At 33.6% G+C, this 21,676-nt stretch carries 18 protein-coding genes and 5 tRNA genes; all 23 read right to left on the minus strand.

What is annotated here, in order from left to right:
* Window positions 1-115: 115 nt before the first annotated feature.
* The 23 genes from FN817_RS17150 to FN817_RS17260 all read right to left on the minus strand — a co-directional run bounded on the left by FN817_RS17150 (window position 116) and on the right by FN817_RS17260 (window position 21,675).
* Window positions 116-841 (minus strand): thioesterase II family protein, encoded by a 726-nt coding sequence (locus FN817_RS17150; protein ID WP_142719009.1) that lies wholly within the window; start codon window positions 839-841, stop codon window positions 116-118.
* Between the two features lie 238 nt (window positions 842-1,079).
* Window positions 1,080-1,235 (minus strand): Arm DNA-binding domain-containing protein, encoded by a 156-nt coding sequence (locus tag FN817_RS17155; RefSeq protein ID WP_142719010.1) that lies wholly within the window; start codon window positions 1,233-1,235, stop codon window positions 1,080-1,082.
* 251 nt (window positions 1,236-1,486) lie between these two features.
* A tRNA-Asp gene (locus FN817_RS17160) sits at window positions 1,487-1,560 on the minus strand.
* Window positions 1,561-1,967: 407 nt separating this feature from the next.
* Window positions 1,968-3,152 carry a glycosyltransferase family 4 protein gene (locus tag FN817_RS17165; RefSeq protein ID WP_142719011.1) on the minus strand — a complete coding sequence of 395 codons (1,185 nt, stop codon included), beginning with the start codon at window positions 3,150-3,152 and terminating at the stop codon, window positions 1,968-1,970.
* Window positions 3,153-3,736: 584 nt separating this feature from the next.
* Complete coding sequence (locus FN817_RS17170; protein ID WP_142719012.1) at window positions 3,737-4,843, minus strand: right-handed parallel beta-helix repeat-containing protein; 1,107 nt, start codon at window positions 4,841-4,843, stop codon at window positions 3,737-3,739.
* Complete coding sequence (locus FN817_RS17175) at window positions 4,840-5,925, minus strand: glycosyltransferase (protein ID WP_142719013.1); 1,086 nt, start codon at window positions 5,923-5,925, stop codon at window positions 4,840-4,842. The genes FN817_RS17170 and FN817_RS17175 overlap by 4 nt, the downstream gene beginning before the upstream one ends.
* A complete protein-coding gene (locus tag FN817_RS17180; RefSeq protein WP_142719014.1) occupies window positions 5,900-7,213 on the minus strand; it encodes an O-antigen ligase family protein in 1,314 nt (437 codons plus the stop codon). Before FN817_RS17180 ends, FN817_RS17175 begins: the two co-directional genes overlap by 26 nt.
* Window positions 7,191-8,210, minus strand: a complete 1,020-nt coding sequence (locus tag FN817_RS17185; protein ID WP_142719015.1) for a glycosyltransferase family 2 protein — start codon at window positions 8,208-8,210, stop codon at window positions 7,191-7,193. Before FN817_RS17185 ends, FN817_RS17180 begins: the two co-directional genes overlap by 23 nt.
* The gene (locus FN817_RS17190) at window positions 8,200-9,195 is read right to left on the minus strand and encodes a polysaccharide pyruvyl transferase family protein (RefSeq protein ID WP_142719016.1); all 996 of its coding nucleotides are present in this window, start codon (window positions 9,193-9,195) and stop codon (window positions 8,200-8,202) included. The genes FN817_RS17185 and FN817_RS17190 overlap by 11 nt, the downstream gene beginning before the upstream one ends.
* Before the next feature lie 2 nt (window positions 9,196-9,197).
* Complete coding sequence (locus FN817_RS17195; RefSeq protein WP_142719017.1) at window positions 9,198-10,607, minus strand: lipopolysaccharide biosynthesis protein; 1,410 nt, start codon at window positions 10,605-10,607, stop codon at window positions 9,198-9,200.
* A 36-nt stretch (window positions 10,608-10,643) separates the two neighbouring features.
* Window positions 10,644-11,936 (minus strand): nucleotide sugar dehydrogenase, encoded by a 1,293-nt coding sequence (locus FN817_RS17200; protein WP_142719018.1) that lies wholly within the window; start codon window positions 11,934-11,936, stop codon window positions 10,644-10,646.
* 21 nt (window positions 11,937-11,957) lie between these two features.
* Complete coding sequence (locus FN817_RS17205) at window positions 11,958-12,926, minus strand: SDR family oxidoreductase (RefSeq protein ID WP_142719019.1); 969 nt, start codon at window positions 12,924-12,926, stop codon at window positions 11,958-11,960.
* Window positions 12,927-12,928: 2 nt separating this feature from the next.
* Window positions 12,929-15,268 (minus strand): GumC family protein, encoded by a 2,340-nt coding sequence (locus tag FN817_RS17210; RefSeq protein ID WP_142719020.1) that lies wholly within the window; start codon window positions 15,266-15,268, stop codon window positions 12,929-12,931.
* Window positions 15,269-15,271: 3 nt separating this feature from the next.
* Complete coding sequence (locus FN817_RS17215; RefSeq protein ID WP_228451592.1) at window positions 15,272-15,991, minus strand: polysaccharide biosynthesis/export family protein; 720 nt, start codon at window positions 15,989-15,991, stop codon at window positions 15,272-15,274.
* 271 nt (window positions 15,992-16,262) lie between these two features.
* On the minus strand, window positions 16,263-18,173 hold the full coding sequence (locus tag FN817_RS17220; RefSeq protein WP_142719022.1) for a polysaccharide biosynthesis protein: 1,911 nt from the start codon (window positions 18,171-18,173) through the stop codon (window positions 16,263-16,265).
* Window positions 18,174-18,496: 323 nt separating this feature from the next.
* A tRNA-Asp gene (locus FN817_RS17225) sits at window positions 18,497-18,570 on the minus strand.
* 33 nt (window positions 18,571-18,603) lie between these two features.
* Window positions 18,604-18,677: transfer RNA gene (locus FN817_RS17230), tRNA-Asp, on the minus strand.
* A 33-nt stretch (window positions 18,678-18,710) separates the two neighbouring features.
* Window positions 18,711-18,784: transfer RNA gene (locus tag FN817_RS17235), tRNA-Asp, on the minus strand.
* Between the two features lie 33 nt (window positions 18,785-18,817).
* Window positions 18,818-18,891, minus strand: a tRNA-Asp gene (locus tag FN817_RS17240).
* 125 nt (window positions 18,892-19,016) lie between these two features.
* Entirely contained in the window at window positions 19,017-19,334 is a 318-nt protein-coding gene (trxA, locus tag FN817_RS17245; RefSeq protein ID WP_047380983.1) for a thioredoxin, read from the minus strand.
* Between the two features lie 83 nt (window positions 19,335-19,417).
* Complete coding sequence (locus tag FN817_RS17250) at window positions 19,418-20,593, minus strand: cysteine desulfurase family protein (protein ID WP_142719023.1); 1,176 nt, start codon at window positions 20,591-20,593, stop codon at window positions 19,418-19,420.
* 2 nt (window positions 20,594-20,595) lie between these two features.
* Window positions 20,596-21,063 carry a hypothetical protein gene (locus FN817_RS17255; protein ID WP_142719024.1) on the minus strand — a complete coding sequence of 156 codons (468 nt, stop codon included), beginning with the start codon at window positions 21,061-21,063 and terminating at the stop codon, window positions 20,596-20,598.
* 24 nt (window positions 21,064-21,087) lie between these two features.
* Entirely contained in the window at window positions 21,088-21,675 is a 588-nt protein-coding gene (locus tag FN817_RS17260) for an HAD family hydrolase (RefSeq protein ID WP_142719025.1), read from the minus strand.
* Window position 21,676 lies beyond the last annotated feature (1 nt).

Here is a 21,676-nt window from a genome sequence, read left to right on the forward strand (position 1 = left end):
GCATAGAAATTGAAAAATTATTACAAGAATTTGAAACCTAGTAAGTCATTATGTTCTGAAAGTGGCTAAGAAGGTTAGCAGTATATGGGAAAAGAGTAATATCTGTATATGTTTTCTATTTGAGGTTAGCTTTATATGCAGTTACCTTTAATTTTTCTGTCATAAACTGCATCATATGTAAGGAGTGGTTGAAAATAAAGAAGTGGTCACCATCCAGTTGTTTTATCTGAACCGATGCTGTACTCTCTTTTTTCCAGGCAAATGCCTGTTCTATACTGATATCTTCTTTAGTGCCAATCACAATATCAATAGGGATATCAAGCGGTTCTGCTGGTTGATAATCATGTTTTTCCAAGGCTTCAAAATCGGCTCGCAGAATCGGTTCAACAAAATCCATCAAATCACTGTTTTCCAGAATTTCTTCAGGCATCCCACCCAACTCTCTTACTTTTTGAATAAATTGGGCTTTAGGTAACAAGTGAAAGTGTCCCTTACTTCGTTTAACCGACGGTGCAGACCGCCCTGTAAAGAATAAATGAAGAGGTTTGGGCAATGACGATTGGACAATTTTTTGAGCTACCAAAAAACCAACAGTTGCCCCCATGCTGTGTCCATAAAAAGCATAAGGCTGATTCCAGTCTAATTGATTTTTAATATTATTAAAAGCATCCTCAACAATAGCATTCAAATCATTTAAGATAGGTTCTTTAAAACGTGCTCCCCTTCCCGGCCACTCTAACGGAACAAAATCAAGCGAAGCAGGAGCATGTGCAATAAATCCCCTGTAAGAGTATTTGTTCCCTCCCGCAAAAGGAAAACAATAGATTGTTAATTTTTCCATAGTATAATATTTGATAAGGCGTGCCAAAGATAAAAATTAAGCTATCACAAACTTATGGTCATACATTAACATATTGTAAACTTATCTGTTGCCTCTTTCAAGAAAATTTAAAAAAAGTAAATGAATATCCGGAGTATTACCTAAACATTTATTAACCCGGAGTGCATTATTAAATAGTGATTCCTGTACTACAGCTTTTGAAATACCCAATTTCTCAAAATAGAGATTTCGTTTTTCTTCATTTAAAAGTGTATTTAGAAGGTAATACAGTCTGTTTTGTACTGATCTCAGAAATTTTTCCGTCAATAGTAATTCTCATGTAGATGGGTGCTTTTCCCTGAGTGTTGATTTTAGCTTTTTTGAGATAAAAAAGCAGGTTGAATGTCTTATTCATACGTATCGTTTTTAAAAATTTCAAATTAAAATCATTAAAAACTTCCCACAAGATGTTCAATTTCTGAATAAAGCCCATGAACAGGCTTTTTTCTTACTTTTTAGTGACCTTTTTTCAACCTTTCTAACAGGTCACTGAATAGGTCACTTCCAGATTGTGGTTTTTTAGCTCCATTTGGAACATGCACAAAACAAAAAATGCTGTAAAACATCTATTTTACAGCATTTTGTACTATTTTGATTGAATAGTTGCGATCCGGACGGGACTCGAACCCGCGACCTCCGCCGTGACAGGGCGGCATTCTAACCAGCTGAACTACCGGATCAATTTTTTTTAAGGTAAATTGACAAAACTTTTACAATCCGGACCGAATTTCTGATTTTCAGAAATACCCTATCCATCTGCTTTAAGTAACTCTCTTATTTAGTAAATGATCTGATAAATCACTTTCGTAAACAATCTACGAGCGTTTGTTTTTAACTGGTGCAAATATATAGCTTTTTTTAGTTTTTCCAAAGGAACCTATTCCTTTTCTTTTAAAGCTATTTGTAAAATACACATTTTCAAATATAAAAATTTCAGATATAACTGTTCTAAACACCTCTTAGCAGGTTACACTCAGAACATTGAAGAAAATTGATTATAAAACACACACAAAATCAACATTCTTATTGTTTTAAAATACAGGCATTTTAAAATATAACTCTAAAACACTACGCATCTTATTTAATCTTAAGCACGAAATTCTCTTTCTTTAATCAGTTTCCTGTATTCGCTTAATATAGCGTTCCAAATCACAGACTGCTCGAATCGATCTTCAATCATCGGTCGTGCATTCTTTTTTAATTTCTGATAATAATCTTTGTCTAAGATCATTTTCTCCATTTCTTCTCTAAGACTTTCGCTGTCTTTTACAGGAACAATTACTCCATTCTCGTTTTCTACAATGATTTCATTGCATCCATTGATATCAGAAACTATACTTGGCAATTCCATTGCTCCGGCCTGCATCACTACATTAGGGAACCCCTCGCGATAGCTTGGAAAAACCAGTGCATCAGAAATCGCAAAATAAGGACGAACATCTTTCTGAAAACCTACAGAGACAATGTCCGGGTTATTTTCTATTTCATTTAATGTTTCCGGATATAACGGATCCAGCTCCTGTTCCAAAGGACCTACCAGCAATAATTTTGAACGCTGCTGATTTTCCTGTTTATTTAAAGCAGAAAATGCTTTTATCAGTTCATTAATTCCTTTGTCTCCCACCAAACGCCCTACAAACACGAAAACGAAATCTGTGTCTTTTATTTTCAATTGTTGTTTTAGAAGACTTTTCTGATCATCTGAAACCTGTTCGGGTGAAAAGAATGAAGTATCAATTCCGTTTGATGAACCGTTTCCGATTACTTTAAGCTTGTATTTGTCTGTATATTTGTGCTCAATGATATAATCAGACAGCCCTTTTGAATTTGGGTACACCTGGGTTGCAGAAGCATAGGTTAATTTTTCAACAAGATCTAAAACCTGACGTTTCACCCCTGTTACCTCCATCAATGGTAAACCTGCTACTGTATGCAGCCTATGAGGAACTCCTGCCATTTTTGCGGCCAACATCCCTACAATACCAGCTTTAGGGGTATGGGTATGAACAATTTGTGGTTTCTCCTTTCTTAAAAACCGATAAGTACTCCATAAAGATTTGATATCTTTAAGAGGAGTAATCTTACGAGACATATCAATCGCTATTACGTCTATTTCTTCATCTTTTTTCACTTCATCCAGTTCCTTACCTGGTGAGGAAACGCCTATTACATCAAAATGCTCTGACATAAACCGATGCTGCCCTTTCAGTAGAATTTTTAAAGAAAGCGGCACTGTTGTAATCCGTACCAATTTAGTTTTCAACTCTTCCATTTTTTTTATTATTATTTCTATAAAATCTAGAACTAATTAATAAATTTCTCATAAATCTATTGTGTGTTGTTGTTTTTTACTCATTTATTTTCAATTCACTTATTTGTGATTTTACAAAAGACAATATATTACTTTATGAACCACTACCAATCCAAAACTTTGTTTCAAACAGAACTTAGTTTTGGATTAACATTGCATCATTACTGTCCGGGAAAATCATTAATTTTCCGGTTTGTTTACGTGTTTTTTGAGATTTAATAGCTTTGTGGCAGAGATAAATGTGCATCATCTTCACATCTTCGCCAGCTATTTATTGGTAATTGAATACCTTGATGTCATCTATTCTACGTTAGATGATTTGATTGTTTACAGAATATTTCAGTTTTTCAAGTTTCATAAGCAATTTCATTATATTTTTAACATCCGGGAATATTAAAAAATTTCTATTTCAATTTTAAGTCTTTTTAAGCAATATACCACAAGCAAAAATCTTTCCATTATCACTTTTTTGGGAAAAATTATTATTATTTATGAAATAAGTATATTTTGTATATTATATTTTTTCATTTCAAAAACAAAAGTAATTATTGATTGTATTTTATTTTTTGCTGTGAAAATTTTTGTAAATCCGTTACAATTCCTTTATTATCTTTATGATCAGATTTAAAATCATTTACCTTCAAATTAATATTATCCAAAGATGAATTCTTGTATAAGAAATTAAAAGGTACTTTGTTGTATTTTAAGTCAATACCTGAAAAAACAATATTCCCCATCAATTTCTTTTTAGAATCATTTTTCTGGTTAGAATAGGAAATTCCACTTTTGGAATAAAAATCTTTAAAATTTTCAATAACCACATTAACGTTGTTGGCGTTAGTATCCCCTCTTAACCTAGCTAAATAAAAGGCAAGCCCGCTCACCTCATTATTAAATGTTATAATTGATTGTAATGAGATATTTACTTTTTTATTATCAGGAGTATTAGGTTCTATATCTATACCGGTTTTAGGATTAGCTCCATTTGTATTTGAAACCACTAAATTCTGCAGCAAAATATTGTCCCCGCTTATAACAGAAATTCCGTTTCTTCGGTTATTATCAATAAGACCGCCTATTACAGAAATATTATTGGAGAAACCATTCCCCCCTATATAGATACCATCTCCCCAACAGTCTTTGATGACAGGATTATAAACTTTTACATTTACAGCATCTTTAATATTTATTCCCATACCCCATTCTCCTGTTTTCCCTGTATGAACAGTTCTATCTCCTACAATATCAGGGTTATATATACTGACATTTTTCTTTCCTGTAATATCAATTATAGCATACCCCTGATTATTGGATGCCTTCAGTTTCAATTGAGAATTATCATCAAATAATAAGGTAGTATTATCTTTTAGTTGAAGTCCTTTATCATTAACTAAAATAGGGAAATTGGGTAGTAAAACAGTTACATTTTCATTAATTGCTTTTTGAATATATGCTGTATAATCTTCTGATCCGTCTTTTTTGTAATTATTGGGAAGAAGTTTTACAGCTTCAAAAGATTTTGCTTTTAAAGTATTGAAAGATGAAGTAACTTCAGTTTTTTTAATATAAGTATCAGGGACATCTTTGTAACTAAACTTTCCCTGCGCACATGATAAATTAACTATAAGTAAAGAAATTAATAGGCTTCTCATAATGTATAATATATTTCACGATAATATTTTGCAATTTCTTCAATTGAGAAATTTTTTGATCTATAAAAACATTTTTCGGCAGTTGTGTTGTAAAAAGATGAATTTGAATGTAATTTTTCAATTACTTCAACTAAATCTTTCTCCTTTCCTCCATCAAATAATATTCCATATTCTGAAACTACTTCTGAAAGTCCCGGAACATTTGAAGCAACCACAGGCTTATTACACGCCATACCTTCTACTGCTACAATACCAAAACCTTCATAATGTGATGATACCACCACTACATCGCTCATTTTGATGAGCTCAGCAATATTGGCCTGGTTACCTAAAAAAAAGGCTCTATTTTCCAAACCACTATTCTTAACAAGTTCTTTGCAGTTTTCTAACTCCGGCCCGTCTCCTACGAACATTGCTTTTACATGAGAAGGTAACAATGTAAGTGCCCTGATCAAGGTAGGCTGGTCTTTGGCAGCTCTAAAACTTGCTACCTGTATTAATAAAAAATCTTTATCAGATAAATTATACGCTGTCCGGGAATGAGCTTTTGAATTATAAAATCTACTAAGATTTACTCCATTATTTATGACCTTCATTTTCGCCTTAAACTCAGATCCCAAATGTTGAATAAGATTTTTTTCTGTGGATTCCGAAATACAGATAATAGAATTTAATTTGGAGTAAATAAATTTTTCTATTCTTTTAAAATACCATTTAGACCTTCTGTTATTTTCGGTACTATGTTCTGTAAATATTAACTTTTGCTTTCCAGAAAAGAAAAGTTTAGACAATACTCCCCAATATAGTGTAGGAAATAAATGCAAATGTATAACATCCGCATGTGCCACTATTTTACTTATAAAAAAAGGTATCCGGATGTCATATAGACTTTTTGAAGGAATTACTTCAATTTTTATTTTCCCATTATTTTCTACTTCTTTTTTTAGAGAGGTATCAATATCGTCTAATAATAACAAGTGTATTTCGTCTGAACCTCCTTCAGATAACTCGGTGCAAAGATCAACTACTAATCTTTCAGCACCGCCAAATCTTAAACTATTTATTATATGATATACTTTCATTATTATTGAGTGTTCCGATAATCAGAATAAGTGGGATAACTATATAATGTGTATTTATAAATGATGCATGGAAGTTTCCTCCAACAAGCATCAATAAAAAAAGAAAAAACAAAATCGGTTGTCTTTTTAAACCCTTAAACCATACAACAATTAGAAATAATAATAGCAGCAAGGTAAAAATAACTCCATACTGCACCAGAAAATCTAAAATAAAATTATGGGGTAACATAGATTTTGAAGTCTCACTAAAGCCCAAAAACCTGGAACCAAACCAGAAGTTTTTATAAAAATAGTTCAGGGCATTCAAATAATTGTCTAAACGTCCGGAATCATTAGATAAATTGGTTGTTCTATTTAAAGAATATATGTATAATATGGTTTTAATCAGGGGAAAACCCACAATTAATGATATCACAATAATTTTTATATTCCTCAGGTATATAAGTAAAAAGAAAAGAGCTATAAAAAGAGCTGCTATACCGGATCTTCCGGAAGTTAATACACTGGTTCCAACAGTAAAAAGCATGAAAATGATACTCCATTTATAATTAATGATGTACCTCTTAGTTAAGAATCCATAAAATAAGATCAAAGAGGCGCTTGATAAATAGATAGATGAAATACTATAATCATAAAACAGACCGGCAAAACCAGTTCTGGATTTACCAAACTGATTCTGAACGCCCAGATAATTTATTCCAAGGATTTTCAAAGACAGATATTGAATTAATACCATTAAACCTGCCACTGATGCTGCGAAAACATAGAATTTCATCATCGAAGAAACAGTCAGGTCGGACATTTTTAACTTGATTAACGCTATTATAATTATTAGTAAAAATAACAGTGTTTTTATCAATGTTTCGACCAAAATTTTCGGATAATTGGACTGATTAAAAAAATAAACACCCAAACAAAACAACAATAACCCTAGCCCTAAAATTTGAATGAGCAAGTTCTTTTTTGAAGAAAAGTTACTGGTAAGTAATACACAGATAAATATAAATTGAATAATAATAAAAAGGCTGAAAAAGCTACTTCCCACTAAAGGGCTGAAGCTGAAAGGTAAAGTTAATATTAAACAAATAGTAAGTGCTTCATTAACGGTAGCCCTTTTACGTATACGATTAAAGTAAAAAAGAAATAATAGAATAGATAAACCGCCTACTACTATCTGGTTTAAATTAAACATATATAATATTGAAATCACAAAACATATAGATGTACCTATAAGGTAATCAGATTTTGTGAATTTATCTATAGTATTATTTATTTCCAATCTTTTCATTTATCAATTCATATATTCCAAAAAAAGTTAATTTACTAAATGCTAACTTCATTAACTGAGTAAATGGCAACCTTTTTAAGTTAAATAATAAAATTTTAAGATATCTTTTACCTAAAACACAATTAACATTGAATTTATTATTCGGATAATTTGATTTCAGGTCTAAAGATAGCTTCTTAAAAAAGGAAAGAATAAAATCCACTGAAAAGTCTTCAAAACTAATATTTCTAATCTTATCAGATAAAGACAGAATATAAATAAAATCTAATTCTTTTTGGTCTAAAATAATATTCTGCTGCTGTAAAGCCAGCTGCTGAATATTAGATATTGTTCTCTTTCTCTGTTCTATCTGGCCGGAACCGATATTGGTCTGGCTATTGGGAGTATCTCTATAATACAACAAAGGCATTCTAAAATTATATCCTTTGCCATATTGCAGAATTTTAATCCACAATTGATAATCTTCAGCATACTTATAATCCTTTTCAAAAAAAAGATTGTTCTCTTTAATTATACCTGCCCTGAACATCACTGCCGGATGGGTAAAAGGGGTACTGAAAATTGAATGTATTCTAATTGATGTATCATCAACCGGAAGCACACTCAGGTGAAAATGAGAAATAGAATCGGCAAATTCCTTTCTGGATGAACTACAGATAATATATTCCGGATTCTTCTCCATGAAATCTATCTGCATTTGAAAACGCAATGAATGGCATATATCATCAGCATCCATTCTGGCAATATATTCACCTTTTGATAATAAGATCCCTTTATTCAAAGTTTCTATTAATCCTAAATTCTTTTCATTTTCAATGTATCTTATCCTATCATCATTATAGCTTAATATGATTTCTTTTGTAAAATCTATGGAGCCGTCATTAATAACCAGCAATTCAAAGTCTTTAAAACTTTGTGCCAGGATACTGTCTATCGCTGTTCTAAGATACTGTTCAGCATTATATGCAGGTAAAATTACCGAAATTTTAGGACTCATTTTTTACATAAAGTTTAACATTATTAAAATTCTTCAGCCATGCATCGTAAAAATTTTTACTTTTCCCATAAACGTTATCTAAGATAACAACTTCTTTATCCAATAAGATACTGAGGATCAAACCATGCAAACGGGTTGTATATACTTTATGATATTGATTGATGAACTCCTTTCCGCGGTTGATGTGCAGATCCATTCCATTCTTCTTTTTGAATCCGTAAGCATTATCAATTATTAAAGAAGAGGCGGGCAGATACTTGATGACTTTTGAAAGCTTACCGTCCAGAGCTTCTACATAATTGGTAATGGTATTCATTCTCTTTGAGGAAGAATTGTAAGTTGGCCAATCTTTTATATCATATTCACCTTCAATGACATTCTGAAAAGAATCTTTACTTGCTTCTGCATCAGTTCTGTTCAGATATAAGTTCTTTCTCGTTTCAGGAGAATTGGTCTTAATATCAGCATCAAAATCTAAAAAGAAAGCCATATCCGGTGCTAATTTTAATTTTTCTTCATTAAAATTAGCTTTTAAAGTATCATATGAAGGCTGGTCTCTTACCAATACGTGAAGATCACGATGATTGTTGAAAATAGCAAAATCTCTTTTTAAATTTGCTTCGCTATTGTAATGTACTGTTTGAGGCAGAACAATAATCCTATTATTAGGAAAATTTTCAATGATATATCTTTTGAAACTTTGACTTGATTCATATATATCACCAAAGTTTCCTCCTCCGTGCAGCAGAATAATTATCTTCTCAGATTTTATATCACTTTTTTTGAAAGTATATCTGTTGTACTGCCCAATACATTTATGAGCTAATGTTTTAAAAAATTCTAATTCTCCTTTCCAAATTAAAGAATCTCCAATATTTCTGTGGTTAGGTATATCCAACAGGATAAAATCATTATCAATGAGAGGAGTAAGCTGAGCAGATATTATATTTTTTAATTGTCTTATATTTTCTTTATTGGAATTCATATTTATTTTTTTAGAGAATTTAGTTTATTAAAGACTTTTTTAAAAATATCTTTATTAAAATAACCGAACAGGCACAACGACAATACCGTTAATGATATTGAAATTAAATGGCTACTGTTGACGTATAACAGAATAATTATACCAAAAACTACCAACAGCTGTATGATAAAAGACTTAATATCTATATCCAATTTTAAGATCTCAGCAGTTTGTCTATATCTTATAACAAACATAACAAAGAAGCTGACAAATGTTCCTAAAGCAGGTGCATAAAGACCAATATACTTAATAAAAGCCATTGAAATAAATACATTCACCAATGCTCCTATCATACTTGTAATAAAAATCCCCTTCGTTGATTTCGTTTTCAGGTAAATAGCGCCTAAAAAGCCGGAAATTGAAGAAAAACAAGATCCTATATACAGAAGAGTAGCATATTTCCAGGATTCATAAAATTTTGAATCAAATAAAATTTCCGTAATTAATGGGGTCGCAGCTATTAAAATAGTTGATAATCCAATATTTACAGCAATATATTTATTAAACAGCTTTGAGAAAAAGGGATTATTGGGATCATTTCCGGAGATTGCCATATCCTGCCAGGCCAGCATAAAGACGGTATTAAAGATCGTCAGAATAGCGGGAAGTCTTGCAGAAACGGCATAAATACCATTATCCTCTATTGTCAGAAATTTTAAAATAATATATCTGTCTGAAGCATTGATGACCCACCAGCTTATAGAGTTCAATATTAATGGAAGTGAGTAAAATAGAATCTGCTTTTGTAATGGATAATTAATTTTTATACTAACATATTTCTTAAACAGGAAGCTTACCTTAAACAACATCAATAAAATTGCAATAAAATTACTGATAAAAAGTGCATAAAATATTCCCTGTACCTTATCATGAAATATATCTGTCAGTAAGAAAAGTAAACTAAAGGAAAATATAAAAAAACTATTTATAATCCCTATAAATGAATAGTATCTCGTTAACCCCAATCCTCTTAATATTTGCTGAAAAAAAGGCAATAAACAGGAGCTTATAATCAGCAGTGACAATTCTTTCTGGTAAGGAATATGATAAAAGTACCCCGCTAGATAAAGCAACAGTTCAAAGCTGATGAAGGAAATCAATAGCAGAATACTACATTGCTTAAAAATATTATCAATATAATTTTCTTTTTCGTTTTCCTTGTCCAGAAACCAGCGATAAATGGCCTCATTCATCTGCAAAGAAACAAAAGGAACTAATAAATTGACACTAGTGAGCACTAAGTCATATTCCCCTAATTCTTTCCTGGAAAGGTAGTAGGAATAAATAGGAATTAATAGAAAAGATAAAATCTTAGATCCAAAATTACCAATGGTATATATTAATGTACTTTTTAGTAAAGTATTGCTATTCATTATTATAGTAATAAATATTTATTTAGTTCATATTTATTATAATCTTGAATGACTTTCTTCTAAGATTCCTTTTACGTCATAAATTATTCCATTTTCTTTCAAATGATTTTTTAAATCCAGATCATTGAATTGTTTATGCGCAACGGTAAGGATAATGGCATCATATTTTTCCTGTGGAATTTCATTCACAACCTCCAATCCGTATTCATGTTTTACTTCATCAGGATTAGCCCACGGGTCAAAAGTAGTTACCTGTAAAGCATAGTCTTCAAGCCCATGAATCACATCTACCGCTTTCGTATTACGTACATCAGGGCAATTTTCCTTAAAAGTTATTCCTAAATTCAAAACTGTGGCTCCATTAATCGTTACCTTGTTTTTAATCATGGTTTTCAATAACTGGGAAGCTACATATTGTCCCATGGAATCATTAAGACGGCGCCCTGCCAATATAATTTCAGGATGATATCCTTTTTCCTGCGCTTTCTGAGCCAGATAATAAGGGTCTACACCAATACAGTGCCCTCCTACCAATCCTGGTTTGAAAGGTAAAAAGTTCCATTTGGTTCCTGCTGCTTCCAATACTGCATGAGTATCAATATCTAAAAGATTGAATATTTTTGCCAATTCATTTACAAAGGCAATATTAATATCCCTTTGTGAATTTTCAATTACTTTGGCAGCTTCTGCAACCTTGATTGTTGGAGCCAAATGAGTCCCCGCAACGATTACAGACTGATATAAATCATTTACTATTTCCCCGATTTCAGGTGTTGAGCCCGAGGTAACTTTTAAGATCTTTTCAACAGTATGTTCCTTATCACCGGGGTTAATACGCTCAGGAGAATATCCTGCAAAGAAGTCTTTGTTAAACACCATTCCTGAAACTTTTTCCAGAACAGGGATACATTCTTCCTCAGTAGCTCCGGGATATACCGTAGATTCATAAATCACTATATCTCCTGCGGATAATACTTTTCCTACAGTTTCTGAGGCTTTATAAAGCGGAGTAAGGTCAGGTCGGTTATGTTGATCCACCGGAGTTGGGACAGTAATAACGTAAATGTCTGCATCCTGAATATCCTTGATATCAGCTGAACAATATAATCCTTTTTCAGCTCCCTGATTAAAAGGATTATTCTGAATTAATACAGATTCCAATACTTCATTTTCCACTTCCAGAGTACTGTCTACCCCCGTATTCAATTCTGCAATCCTTTTCTGATTGATATCAAAACCTACAACCGGATATTGAGTGGCAAACAAGCGGGCTAAAGGCAATCCTACGTATCCTAGCCCTATAATAGCAATTTTATGTTCTTTCTTCATAAAGATTCAATTAAAAAATGTTTACTTTAAATTTGTCCAATACCAGTTAATAGCTTCTTTTAAACCTTTATCTATATTATGGCTAGGTTTATATCCTAACAATTTTTCTGCTTTTTCAACTGATGCCAGTGAGTGTGGAATATCCCCTACACGATTCGGACCATGAACAGCATCAATGTTGGCAATCTCTCCATCAAATTCGCTAAGATATTTTTTAAGATATCCAATCAGATCATTCAATGTTGTACGATCACCCACTGCCGTATTATAAACTGTATTCACGGCATCCGGATTTTCAGTAAGCATGGCCAGCTCATTCATCTGAATTACGTTGTCGATGTATGTAAAATCACGGGAAAAATCTCCTGTACCGTTAATTTTCGGTGATTCATGGTTGATTAGTTGTTTTATGAATAAAGGGATCACAGCAGCATAAGCTCCGTTAGGATCCTGTCTCCTTCCAAATACATTAAAATATCTCAAGCCAATGCATTCCAATCCGTAAGTTTTTCCGAATACATCTGCATACAATTCATTCACATATTTGGTAATAGCGTATGGTGATAATGGTCTTCCGATAACATCTTCCACTTTAGGCAATGATGCAGAATCACCATAGGTAGATGAGGAAGCAGCATATACAAAACGTTTTACTTTGGCATCGCGTGCAGCAGTCAGCATATTTAAAAATCCTGAAACATTCACATCGTTACTTGTAATAGGATCCTTAATAGATCTGGGAACTGAGCCGAGTGCGGCCTGGTGTAGAATATAATCTACATTTTCCACTGCCTTCTGACAAACTTCCAAATCACGGATATCTCCTTCGATAAGCTGATAGTTTGGATTTTCAAGGAAAGGTTCAATATTATGACGGTGCCCAGTTGCGAAATTGTCCAAGCACACTACATAATAACCTTTATTTAAAAAATACTCTGTTAAGTTAGAACCGATAAAACCCGCTCCACCTGTAATTAAAATTTTATTCATTTTTATGATTTGAAGATTTTCCTCCACCAACTTTTTTTATCATTTGTTTGACTGTAGCCATATCCATAACTATAGTTGTATCCGTAACCTCCTGCACGTTTCGAAACATCATTAACGACAAAAGATACATTCTTCAACTTAGAGTCTCTCACCAGATCATTAGCAAAATCTATCAAAATATTTCTTGATACTCCGGATCTTACAACATATAATGTTGCATCTGCCGTATCAACAATGCTAAGAGTATCCGATACCAGCATAAGCGGTGCAGAGTCTATAATGATATAAGCATATTGAGATGACATTTCCTCAATAAGTTTTTGATATCTTCCGTTAGAAAGCAGCTCCTGAGGGTTAGGAGGAATTGCTCCGGCATAAATGACATCACATGATGGATTGGTAGTAGACGTATGGATAAGTTCTTCAACATTTACAGAATTATCATATAAATATTCTGTAAGACCTTTTCTTTTGGTTGGCTCACTGTCATATCGCTGAATCTGCGGGTTACGGATGTCAGAACCTATCAGAAGTGCTCTTGAATTTTTATTGGCAATAGTAAGCGCAAGATTTACAGAAACCAGGGTTTTCCCCTCCCCTTTTACCGAAGAAGTTACCATAACCACTTTAGCTGTATCTTTTACCGGTAATACAAATTTCAAATTGGAAACGAGTACCCTGAAGGCTTCAGCCAACTCGGAAAAATCGTTTTTCTGTATCAAATGGTTTTCATTATCCTTAAGTGAAGGAATATCTACCAATACACCCAATTCTGAACGTTCTTTAATATCATCTCTTGTATAAATCTTATCATCCAGCATGAAAAGGAAATATAAAACTGCAAAAGGAAATAATACACCAAGCAATAACGCTCCTAAAAGGATAATATCTTTTTTAGGAGATACAGGAATATCCTCTGTAAATGCAGGATTCACAATTTTAGCTTTCGGTACATTTACTGATAGATTGATTGCGTTTTCTTCTCTTTTCTGAAGAAGAAATAAAAATAACTGCTCTTTAAGATTTTGCTGACGTTCAATTCCTCTATAGACTTTAGACTGTCCTGGAACTTTTTCAATCATACTATTGTTAGTATTGATCTGGTTCTGCAGCTGAGAAATACCTGTCTGCACGGTCTGCTTCTGCTCACGGATATTATCACGTATTACTTCCTTTAAAGAAGCAATTTCCCTGTTCATTTCTATAACAGCAGGGTTTTCGTTGGTTGCTTGCTTAAGAGTTTTATTTCTACTGATAATCAATGAATTATACTGAGATATTGTTTGTTCCAGTGAAGGATTCAACCCAAGGTTGGATGGCATAAGCTGGTTATTACCTTTTGAAGCTTCTCCTGAAAGTGAATTCAGAAGATCCAGCTGAGCCTGCTGCTGAAGGAGAACTTTAGTATTGTCACTTGTATTCTGTAATGCCAGCTCTGCCTGTGCCTGGATGTCTACAATACGGTTACGGTTCTCAAAATCTTCTTTTTGATTTTCTACCCCTGAAAGGTCTTTGGTAATCACTTCCAGTCTTTTGTCGATGAATTCCTGAGTATTCTGAGCCTGTAAATTTTTATCTTTCTGACCATCCAGATTATATTGCTTAGTCACCTCATTAAGAATAGCCTCCGATTTTTCAGGAAGAGATCCTATCAGGTTTATCTCCATTAGCATGGCTTTTTCATCTGGTAAATTTATCTCAATCTTTTTCTCTAATTTTTTTACTTTCTCAATAGGATTCCAAAAAATTATTTTATACTTTGATTTAAACGGAAAAGCAGAATTTCTCTGAAACATCACTATTCCAAAATCTAAATTCAGAGGAATATTGAACTTACCTTTAAAGGTCGCTTTTTTTTCATTCTGAAGCGTAAACTCATCCCCCTTTAAATCTATCATTGTATATTCTGAAAATTTAAAATTCTCATTATTATTATATGATAATACTTTTGCAACAACTGGGATTTTACTAAATAGTTGTGAATCTTTAATTTCTCCTGTATTGAAATATTCTACACTAAGATTAAGATTTTTCACAACCTCCATGAGAATAGGCCTTGAAGTAACAACAGCTCCTTCACTTTTCAACTCATCAGCATTACCTAAGCCCATCCCAAGATTCTCCAGATCAGACAATGCCGAGGAAAGATTACTTTGCTTTTTATCAAATTTAAGGACCGTTGTTGATTCATATTGAGGTACACTGTATCTAAGATAAATGTAAGCTCCTATGACAAAAACTAAAATAGAGGCAACAAACCATGGCCATTTATATAGGTATTGAGAGATAACTTTTCTTAGATTCAAACTATCTTCCTTTTCCTGAAATTCTATCTTCTGCATATTCTATCTTCGTGTTAAGGCAATAATAAGCGTACCCGCCGTTAATAATGCACCAATAATCTGGAATGTAAGAGCTCTGTTTGGATTCGAGTTAGCCTGAACCTGTTTGTTTTTGTCCGGCTGTACATATAATATGTCATTTTGTTTCATATAATAGTACGGAGAACTTACAATATCAGATCTGGTAAGGTCAACATTAGCAATCTGATCAGTACCATCCTCTCCCGTACGAATTAGCTTTACATTGGTACGGTCTCCGAAATCTGTCATATCACCAGCAAGACCTAATGCCTGAAAGATGTTAATCTTTTGGGAAACACTTTCTTTCTGTCCCGGATTTTTAACTTCACCTAAGATACTTACATTGAAATTTTTCAGAGTAATGCTTACCATAGGATCTGTAAGATACCTCTTAAGTCGGGCCTCCAAGTCATTTTTCAGCTGTATCTGTGTCATTCCTTTAGCATATACATTCCCTATTACAGGAAAATATATATTCCCTTCCTCATTTACCAAATACTCACTTGGTTGCGCATATTGATTTATTCCGGCATTTGAAGTGCTTCCTACCTTATTTGTAGTGTTAAGATTAAATGGTTTTACTGCAACTTCATCCAGTGCAGAAACAAGAATTAAAAGTACATCTCCTTCCTGAATATGTAAGCCCTGGAACTTTGCTTTTGCAACTTCCTCTTCCATATTATGTTTCGATATATATACCATATTTTGCTTCGGTCTACATGATAGTAAAGTAACCGACAACAGTAATATATATGCAATAATAGTTTTATTCATATGTTTTTGTTCTAAGTCCACTTGAGTTAACTTCAATTTTATTTAAGATTCTATAGTATTAGTTTTTACTGATGCGAAGTGTATTTTAACACCTATATTTAAATCAATTCTTTTTCTAGCAATTTTCATTCCGTTTGGAAATAAAATAACGAAAAATATTATTTTACACTATTTTTTTCATTAATTTCATTTATATACTTTACTTATATACTTCATGCTCAGATATTTTATCCAGAACTTCAAATTCCGAATTATTGCTTATAAATTCCGGTACAATGACTTTTAATATTTTCACGATTTGTAAATTATCCTTATTCATTGCTGACATGATAATCTGTTGACACAAAGTATCTATATCTTCAAACTCCATCAGTGGGTCTCTGGATATCATAATTTTCTCATGATGGGTAGGAATAGTTGTGGAGTTATCAGTTAAAAGCTCTTCATACAACTTTTCACCAGGTCGTAAGCCTATAAAATCAATTTTAATATCAACACCCGGTGTATACCCTGATAATTTGATCATTCTTTCTGCCAGATCCAGGATTTTAACCGGTTTGCCCATATCAAAAACATAGATCTCACCACCTTGTCCCATTGTTCCTGCCTGAAGTACAAGTTCGCAGGCTTCCGGAATAGTCATAAAATAACGAATAATATCAGGATGAGTAATCGTAACCGGACCACCTTTTTCAATTTGTTTTTTAAAATGTGGGATTACAGAACCGTTGGAACCCAATACATTTCCAAAACGTGTAGTAATAAATTTTGTTGTGTTCTCCGGGGAATTTTGTAAAGACTGTACAAAGAGTTCAGCAGCCCTTTTGGAAGCTCCCATTACGTTGGTTGGGTTAACAGCTTTATCGGTAGATACCATCACAAAACGCTTAACGTTATATTTTTTTGATAAAAGAGCTAAGTTTTTAGTTCCTCCAATGTTCACAAAAATAGCTTCATGAGGATTATCTTCTATTAAAGGTACGTGTTTGTATGCCGCAGCATGATAAACTATTGAAAACTGATAATCATCAAACAGTTTTTCGATTCTGGAATAATTTGAAATATCCGCCAATACAAATTTGAATTTTTGATTCGGGAATTTCTCCAGTAACTCAAGCTGCAGTTCATATAAAGGAGATTCCGCCTGATCAACCACCACAATAAGCGATGAATTCAATTGTGCAACCTGTCTTACTATTTCACTTCCTATAGACCCGGCGGCGCCGGTTACTAAAATAGTTTTATTAACATGGAAACTTCTTACCTCTTCCCCCTCTATTTTAATGGCCGGACGATTGAGTAAATCTTCAATCTTAAGCGGGCGAATACCTCTTACAACATCATCTTCCTTTATTATACTGGCTACAGGTGCTTTTAATACTTTCAATCCATTATCCAATGCGAGGGCTGTCCATTCTTCCATTTCCCGCTTTGTCATCATATCTTTGATCAAAACCGCATCAAACTGTTCTCTCAAATTGCTTTTAATAAACTGCTTTTTATTATAAATCTTATGACCTAGCAGCATTGCTTTCTTAGAATCTGATCTCGCACTAAGAAATCCTGCCAGCTGGTATGGATGATCAGGATTATGAATAATAGCATTCGCTAATGAAACAGAAGCACCCCCTATCCCTACAACAGCAACCCTTTCCTTGGACGAAGCATCCTTAGGATTCATAAATACAGAAAAAAACTGCTTGGTTATCATTCTGAAAAAGAACATCAGAAAAATAGAAATCAAGAAAAATAAAAACAGAACCGGATATAAAAAGAGAGGTTTACCCAATGCCAGTCCAGATATAAAATTCATCCCCAGCAATGTAATAAGAGCACTACCCGAAGACCACAAAATTTTACAAAAATCAAAGAAAGTAGAGTGCCTTATAATTCCCGCATATGTTTTGAACAGGAGTATAAACAGAATATTAACAATAATTACTGAAAATATTTTTTCATTTTGATATTCAATAAAGTTAAGTTTTACCCCCAGACTTTTTAATAACAAATACGTAACTAAAACAGAAAAGAAAATAACTGAAACGTCGATAAAAAATACCGACCATCTGGGTATATACCTTAAATCCCTGATTTTAAAAATGTCCCCCATATACAAATAAACCTAAAATACCCTTTTCATTAATTCAACATTCAGTGGCTTTTATTATTGGACGAAGGTAATAATTATTATTAATATTTTTAGTAGTACAAGTTAATTTTGTTTTAAAATATAAATTAACATTTTAAAACAAAATTCCAAAAGTAACATTATTAAAAAGGTTCGTAAACCAACCGCCATATACAGACATTATCTTCTATCCCCACCTTCGTATCTGAACAATTCTCCACTTTTTTTAGAACCCACGTAAAACAAAAAAAATACTGTAAAACATATATTTTACAGTATTTTATACTACTTTCATATTGCAGTTGCGATCCGGACGGGACTCGAACCCGCGACCTCCGCCGTGACAGGGCGGCATTCTAACCAGCTGAACTACCGGATCAATTTTTTTAAAAGTAAATTGAGAAAACTTCTGCGATCCGGACGGGACTCGAACCCGCGACCTCCGCCGTGACAGGGCGGCATTCTAACCAGCTGAACTACCGGATCAATTTTTTTAAAAAGAAATTGAGAAAACTTCTGCGATCCGGACGGGACTCGAACCCGCGACCTCCGCCGTGACAGGGCGGCATTCTAACCAGCTGAACTACCGGATCAATTTTTTAAAAGTAAATTGAGAAAAACTTCTGCGATCCGGACGGGACTCGAACCCGCGACCTCCGCCGTGACAGGGCGGCATTCTAACCAGCTGAACTACCGGATCATTTTTTTAAAGAACGTCGTTTCTTTTTCGTGGTTGCAAAATTACACCTTTTTTTGTTATCTGCAAATTATTTTAGAAAAAATGCCTCCCAATACTGGAAGGCATTCATTATCAAACTTATTTTTTTATAAGTGAGCGCTTAATTTTTCAGCGATTACCTCTTTTGGAGCTACACCTACTAATTTATCTACTACTTCTCCGTTCTTAAAAATAAGAACTGTAGGGATATTTCTGATTCCATACTGCATAGAAATCTCCTGGTTGTTATCTACATCCACTTTCCCAACGATTGCTTTTCCTTCAAAATCTGAAGCAACTTCTTCGATGATTGGTCCTAAAGTTCTGCATGGTCCACACCATACCGCCCAGAAGTCTACTAATACCGGTTTGTCTGATTTTAAAACCGTATCCTGAAATGAGCTGTCTGTAATTTCTAAAGCCATTTTGTTTCTTTTATTTTAATTAATATTATTTTTCTTTTAATCCTTTATCGGATGTTCAAAATTACGATATTTAGCGCACAAGACTATCTATGCTCAACATTAGTTTTTTCTATAGTGTAGTCACTTGAAATTTCTTTCAGAGCATTCACCAATCTATCGATATCCGCTTTAGTCGTCATATGGCTGAAAGAGATTCTCAATGGTGTACAATGATCCATTTCGTCTTCAGAAAGTACCATCATCATCACCATTGAAGGTTTTGAAGCTCCTGATGAACAAGCACTCCCCTGAGAGATTGCAATTCCTTTCATATCCAGCTGAAGCCCTATCAATGGATTTTTGTATGGCAACAACGCACTTAAAACTGTATAAAGACTGTTTTCTTTTTCAGCACTTCTTCCATTGAATTTAATTCCTTCAATTTCAGCAGAAAGTCTTTCGATTGCATAATCTTTAATATCCTGCATATGGTTGGTATACTCATCCATATGATTCAGAGAAAGCTCTAACGCTTTACCCAATCCTACGATACCACTCACATTTTCTGTTCCGGCTCTAAGGCTTCTTTCCTGAGGTCCTCCGGTAATAATTCCTTTTAAACCTGTTGCCTTTCTGATAAACGCAAATCCAGCTCCTTTTGGCCCGTGAAACTTATGGGCACTACAGGAAGCGAAGTCTACAGGAATATCAGAGAAATCAAGATTCATATGAGCCATCGTCTGTACAGTATCTGAGTGGAAAAGTGCATGATGCTCTTTGCACAGCTGGGCAACTTGTTTAAGATTAATGATATTTCCGATTTCGTTGTTGGCATGCATTAAGCTTACCAATGTTTTTTTATCTGAAGCTTTTAACAGCTCTTCTAATTTTGTAAGGTCAATATCTCCTTTCTCATTCGGACGGATGTAGTTTACTTCTACTCCTTTTCTGCTTTTCATGTCCAGAATACTTTCAGAAACACATTTATGTTCCAGAGGAGAGCTGATGATCCTTTCTACTCCAAGGTGTTCTACCGAGGATTTGATGATCATATTGTTGGATTCGGTCCCACAGGATGTAAAAATAATTTCAGCAGGAGTTACATGAAGATAGTCTGCAACCTGTCTTCTTACATTTTCAATAAGTATTTTTGCTTCCTGGCCAAAGCTGTGCGTTGAAGACGGGTTTCCGAAATTCATCTTCATAGTGCCCACCATTGCATCTATAACTTCTTCTGCAAGCGGAGTGGTTGCGGCATTATCTAAATATACTTTATCCATTATTATTTTGAATATTTTAATTCTACGGAGGTAAACTTGTAATCTGTGGGAACAGTAAAAATAAACCATGGGCTGGAGATCACCTGAATTTCCATACCACCGGAAGGTTCTCCAGCCGGAACTTCTACATAGAGAATTTGATTTTTCACAGATACTCCTTTGATTTCTTCAATTTTGTGGCTTCCTGATCTGAAGGTTCCCAAATTGTATAAAACGACTTTCTTATTTTTCGGAAACTGAGGATATTTGATATAAGATTCTTTTCCCAGATCTACGATACCAAAACTTCCCTGGATAATGTTACGAAACTCTTTTTCGTTTTCAATAATCTTAAAGCCAGGTTTATCTGTTCCTCCCTGAGATTCAGAAACAAGGAGTTCAGTATTTCCCTGCATAGCAGAAGACTTCTGAGATGAAGCGCTTGCACAGCTCATCAATATTACTGCACATGCAATTAACAGGCTTTTCATTTTTTACAATTTTATCTTCCAAAATTAGTGAAAAAATTGATAATGTCCCTCATTTGCCCATTTCAACATTGCCCGATCCCCGGAAGTATCCCCAAATGCAATAATTTTATCGTACTTAGAATTGTTTATTTCTTCTTTAATTCTTACCAGTTTTTCTTTCCCGTTACAGTTTTTCCCTACAAAATTTCCAGTGAAAATTCCGTTCTTAAACTCTGCCCGCGTAGAAACAAGCTCCATTTTAAGTTCCTCAGCGAAAGGCTTTACCCAAATATCTAAGGATGCGGTTACCAATAAACTTTGTGTATTATTCCTATCGATATTTTTTATAAAGTCTAATGCATTTTCCCTTACAATTTTAGGATAGTGAAGTTCAAAAAACTGTTTAGATTTCATTTCGATCTTTTCCTGGGTCTGCCCTTTTAAAATAGACCCGATAAAACTTTTTTTCACTTTTTCTGTTTCGGCAAGCTTTAACTTCAACAGAATAAAAAGCGGTACATGTCTTAAAAATTGTATCCGGTATTTTGTAGAATCGTAGAATTTAAGGTACATAAACATAGTATCCTTATAGGTCAAAGTTCCGTCAAAATCAAAACAATACAACTTTTTCATT

Source organism: Chryseobacterium rhizoplanae, from assembly GCF_900182655.1.
In the GTDB taxonomy this organism is placed as follows: domain Bacteria; phylum Bacteroidota; class Bacteroidia; order Flavobacteriales; family Weeksellaceae; genus Chryseobacterium; species Chryseobacterium rhizoplanae.

What these genes read in the sequence shown, in the direction of transcription:
- FN817_RS17190 (WP_142719016.1), bottom strand. Translation starts at nt 9,195, where the DNA reads ATGAATTCCAATAAAGAAAATATAAGACAATTAAAAAATATAATATCT.
- trxA (WP_047380983.1), bottom strand. Translation starts at nt 19,334, where the DNA reads ATGGCTTTAGAAATTACAGACAGCTCATTTCAGGATACGGTTTTAAAA.
- FN817_RS17220 (WP_142719022.1), bottom strand. Translation starts at nt 18,173, where the DNA reads ATGGGGGACATTTTTAAAATCAGGGATTTAAGGTATATACCCAGATGG.
- FN817_RS17185 (WP_142719015.1), bottom strand. Translation starts at nt 8,210, where the DNA reads ATGAGTCCTAAAATTTCGGTAATTTTACCTGCATATAATGCTGAACAG.
- FN817_RS17165 (WP_142719011.1), bottom strand. Translation starts at nt 3,152, where the DNA reads ATGGAAGAGTTGAAAACTAAATTGGTACGGATTACAACAGTGCCGCTT.
- FN817_RS17250 (WP_142719023.1), bottom strand. Translation starts at nt 20,593, where the DNA reads ATGGATAAAGTATATTTAGATAATGCCGCAACCACTCCGCTTGCAGAA.
- FN817_RS17150 (WP_142719009.1), bottom strand. Translation starts at nt 841, where the DNA reads ATGGAAAAATTAACAATCTATTGTTTTCCTTTTGCGGGAGGGAACAAA.
- FN817_RS17215 (WP_228451592.1), bottom strand. Translation starts at nt 15,991, where the DNA reads ATGGTATATATATCGAAACATAATATGGAAGAGGAAGTTGCAAAAGCA.
- FN817_RS17155 (WP_142719010.1), bottom strand. Translation starts at nt 1,235, where the DNA reads ATGAATAAGACATTCAACCTGCTTTTTTATCTCAAAAAAGCTAAAATC.
- FN817_RS17170 (WP_142719012.1), bottom strand. Translation starts at nt 4,843, where the DNA reads ATGAGAAGCCTATTAATTTCTTTACTTATAGTTAATTTATCATGTGCG.
- FN817_RS17255 (WP_142719024.1), bottom strand. Translation starts at nt 21,063, where the DNA reads ATGAAAAGCCTGTTAATTGCATGTGCAGTAATATTGATGAGCTGTGCA.
- FN817_RS17205 (WP_142719019.1), bottom strand. Translation starts at nt 12,926, where the DNA reads ATGAATAAAATTTTAATTACAGGTGGAGCGGGTTTTATCGGTTCTAAC.
- FN817_RS17260 (WP_142719025.1), bottom strand. Translation starts at nt 21,675, where the DNA reads ATGAAAAAGTTGTATTGTTTTGATTTTGACGGAACTTTGACCTATAAG.
- FN817_RS17200 (WP_142719018.1), bottom strand. Translation starts at nt 11,936, where the DNA reads ATGAAGAAAGAACATAAAATTGCTATTATAGGGCTAGGATACGTAGGA.
- FN817_RS17195 (WP_142719017.1), bottom strand. Translation starts at nt 10,607, where the DNA reads ATGAATAGCAATACTTTACTAAAAAGTACATTAATATATACCATTGGT.
- FN817_RS17180 (WP_142719014.1), bottom strand. Translation starts at nt 7,213, where the DNA reads ATGAAAAGATTGGAAATAAATAATACTATAGATAAATTCACAAAATCT.
- FN817_RS17175 (WP_142719013.1), bottom strand. Translation starts at nt 5,925, where the DNA reads ATGAAAGTATATCATATAATAAATAGTTTAAGATTTGGCGGTGCTGAA.
- FN817_RS17210 (WP_142719020.1), bottom strand. Translation starts at nt 15,268, where the DNA reads ATGCAGAAGATAGAATTTCAGGAAAAGGAAGATAGTTTGAATCTAAGA.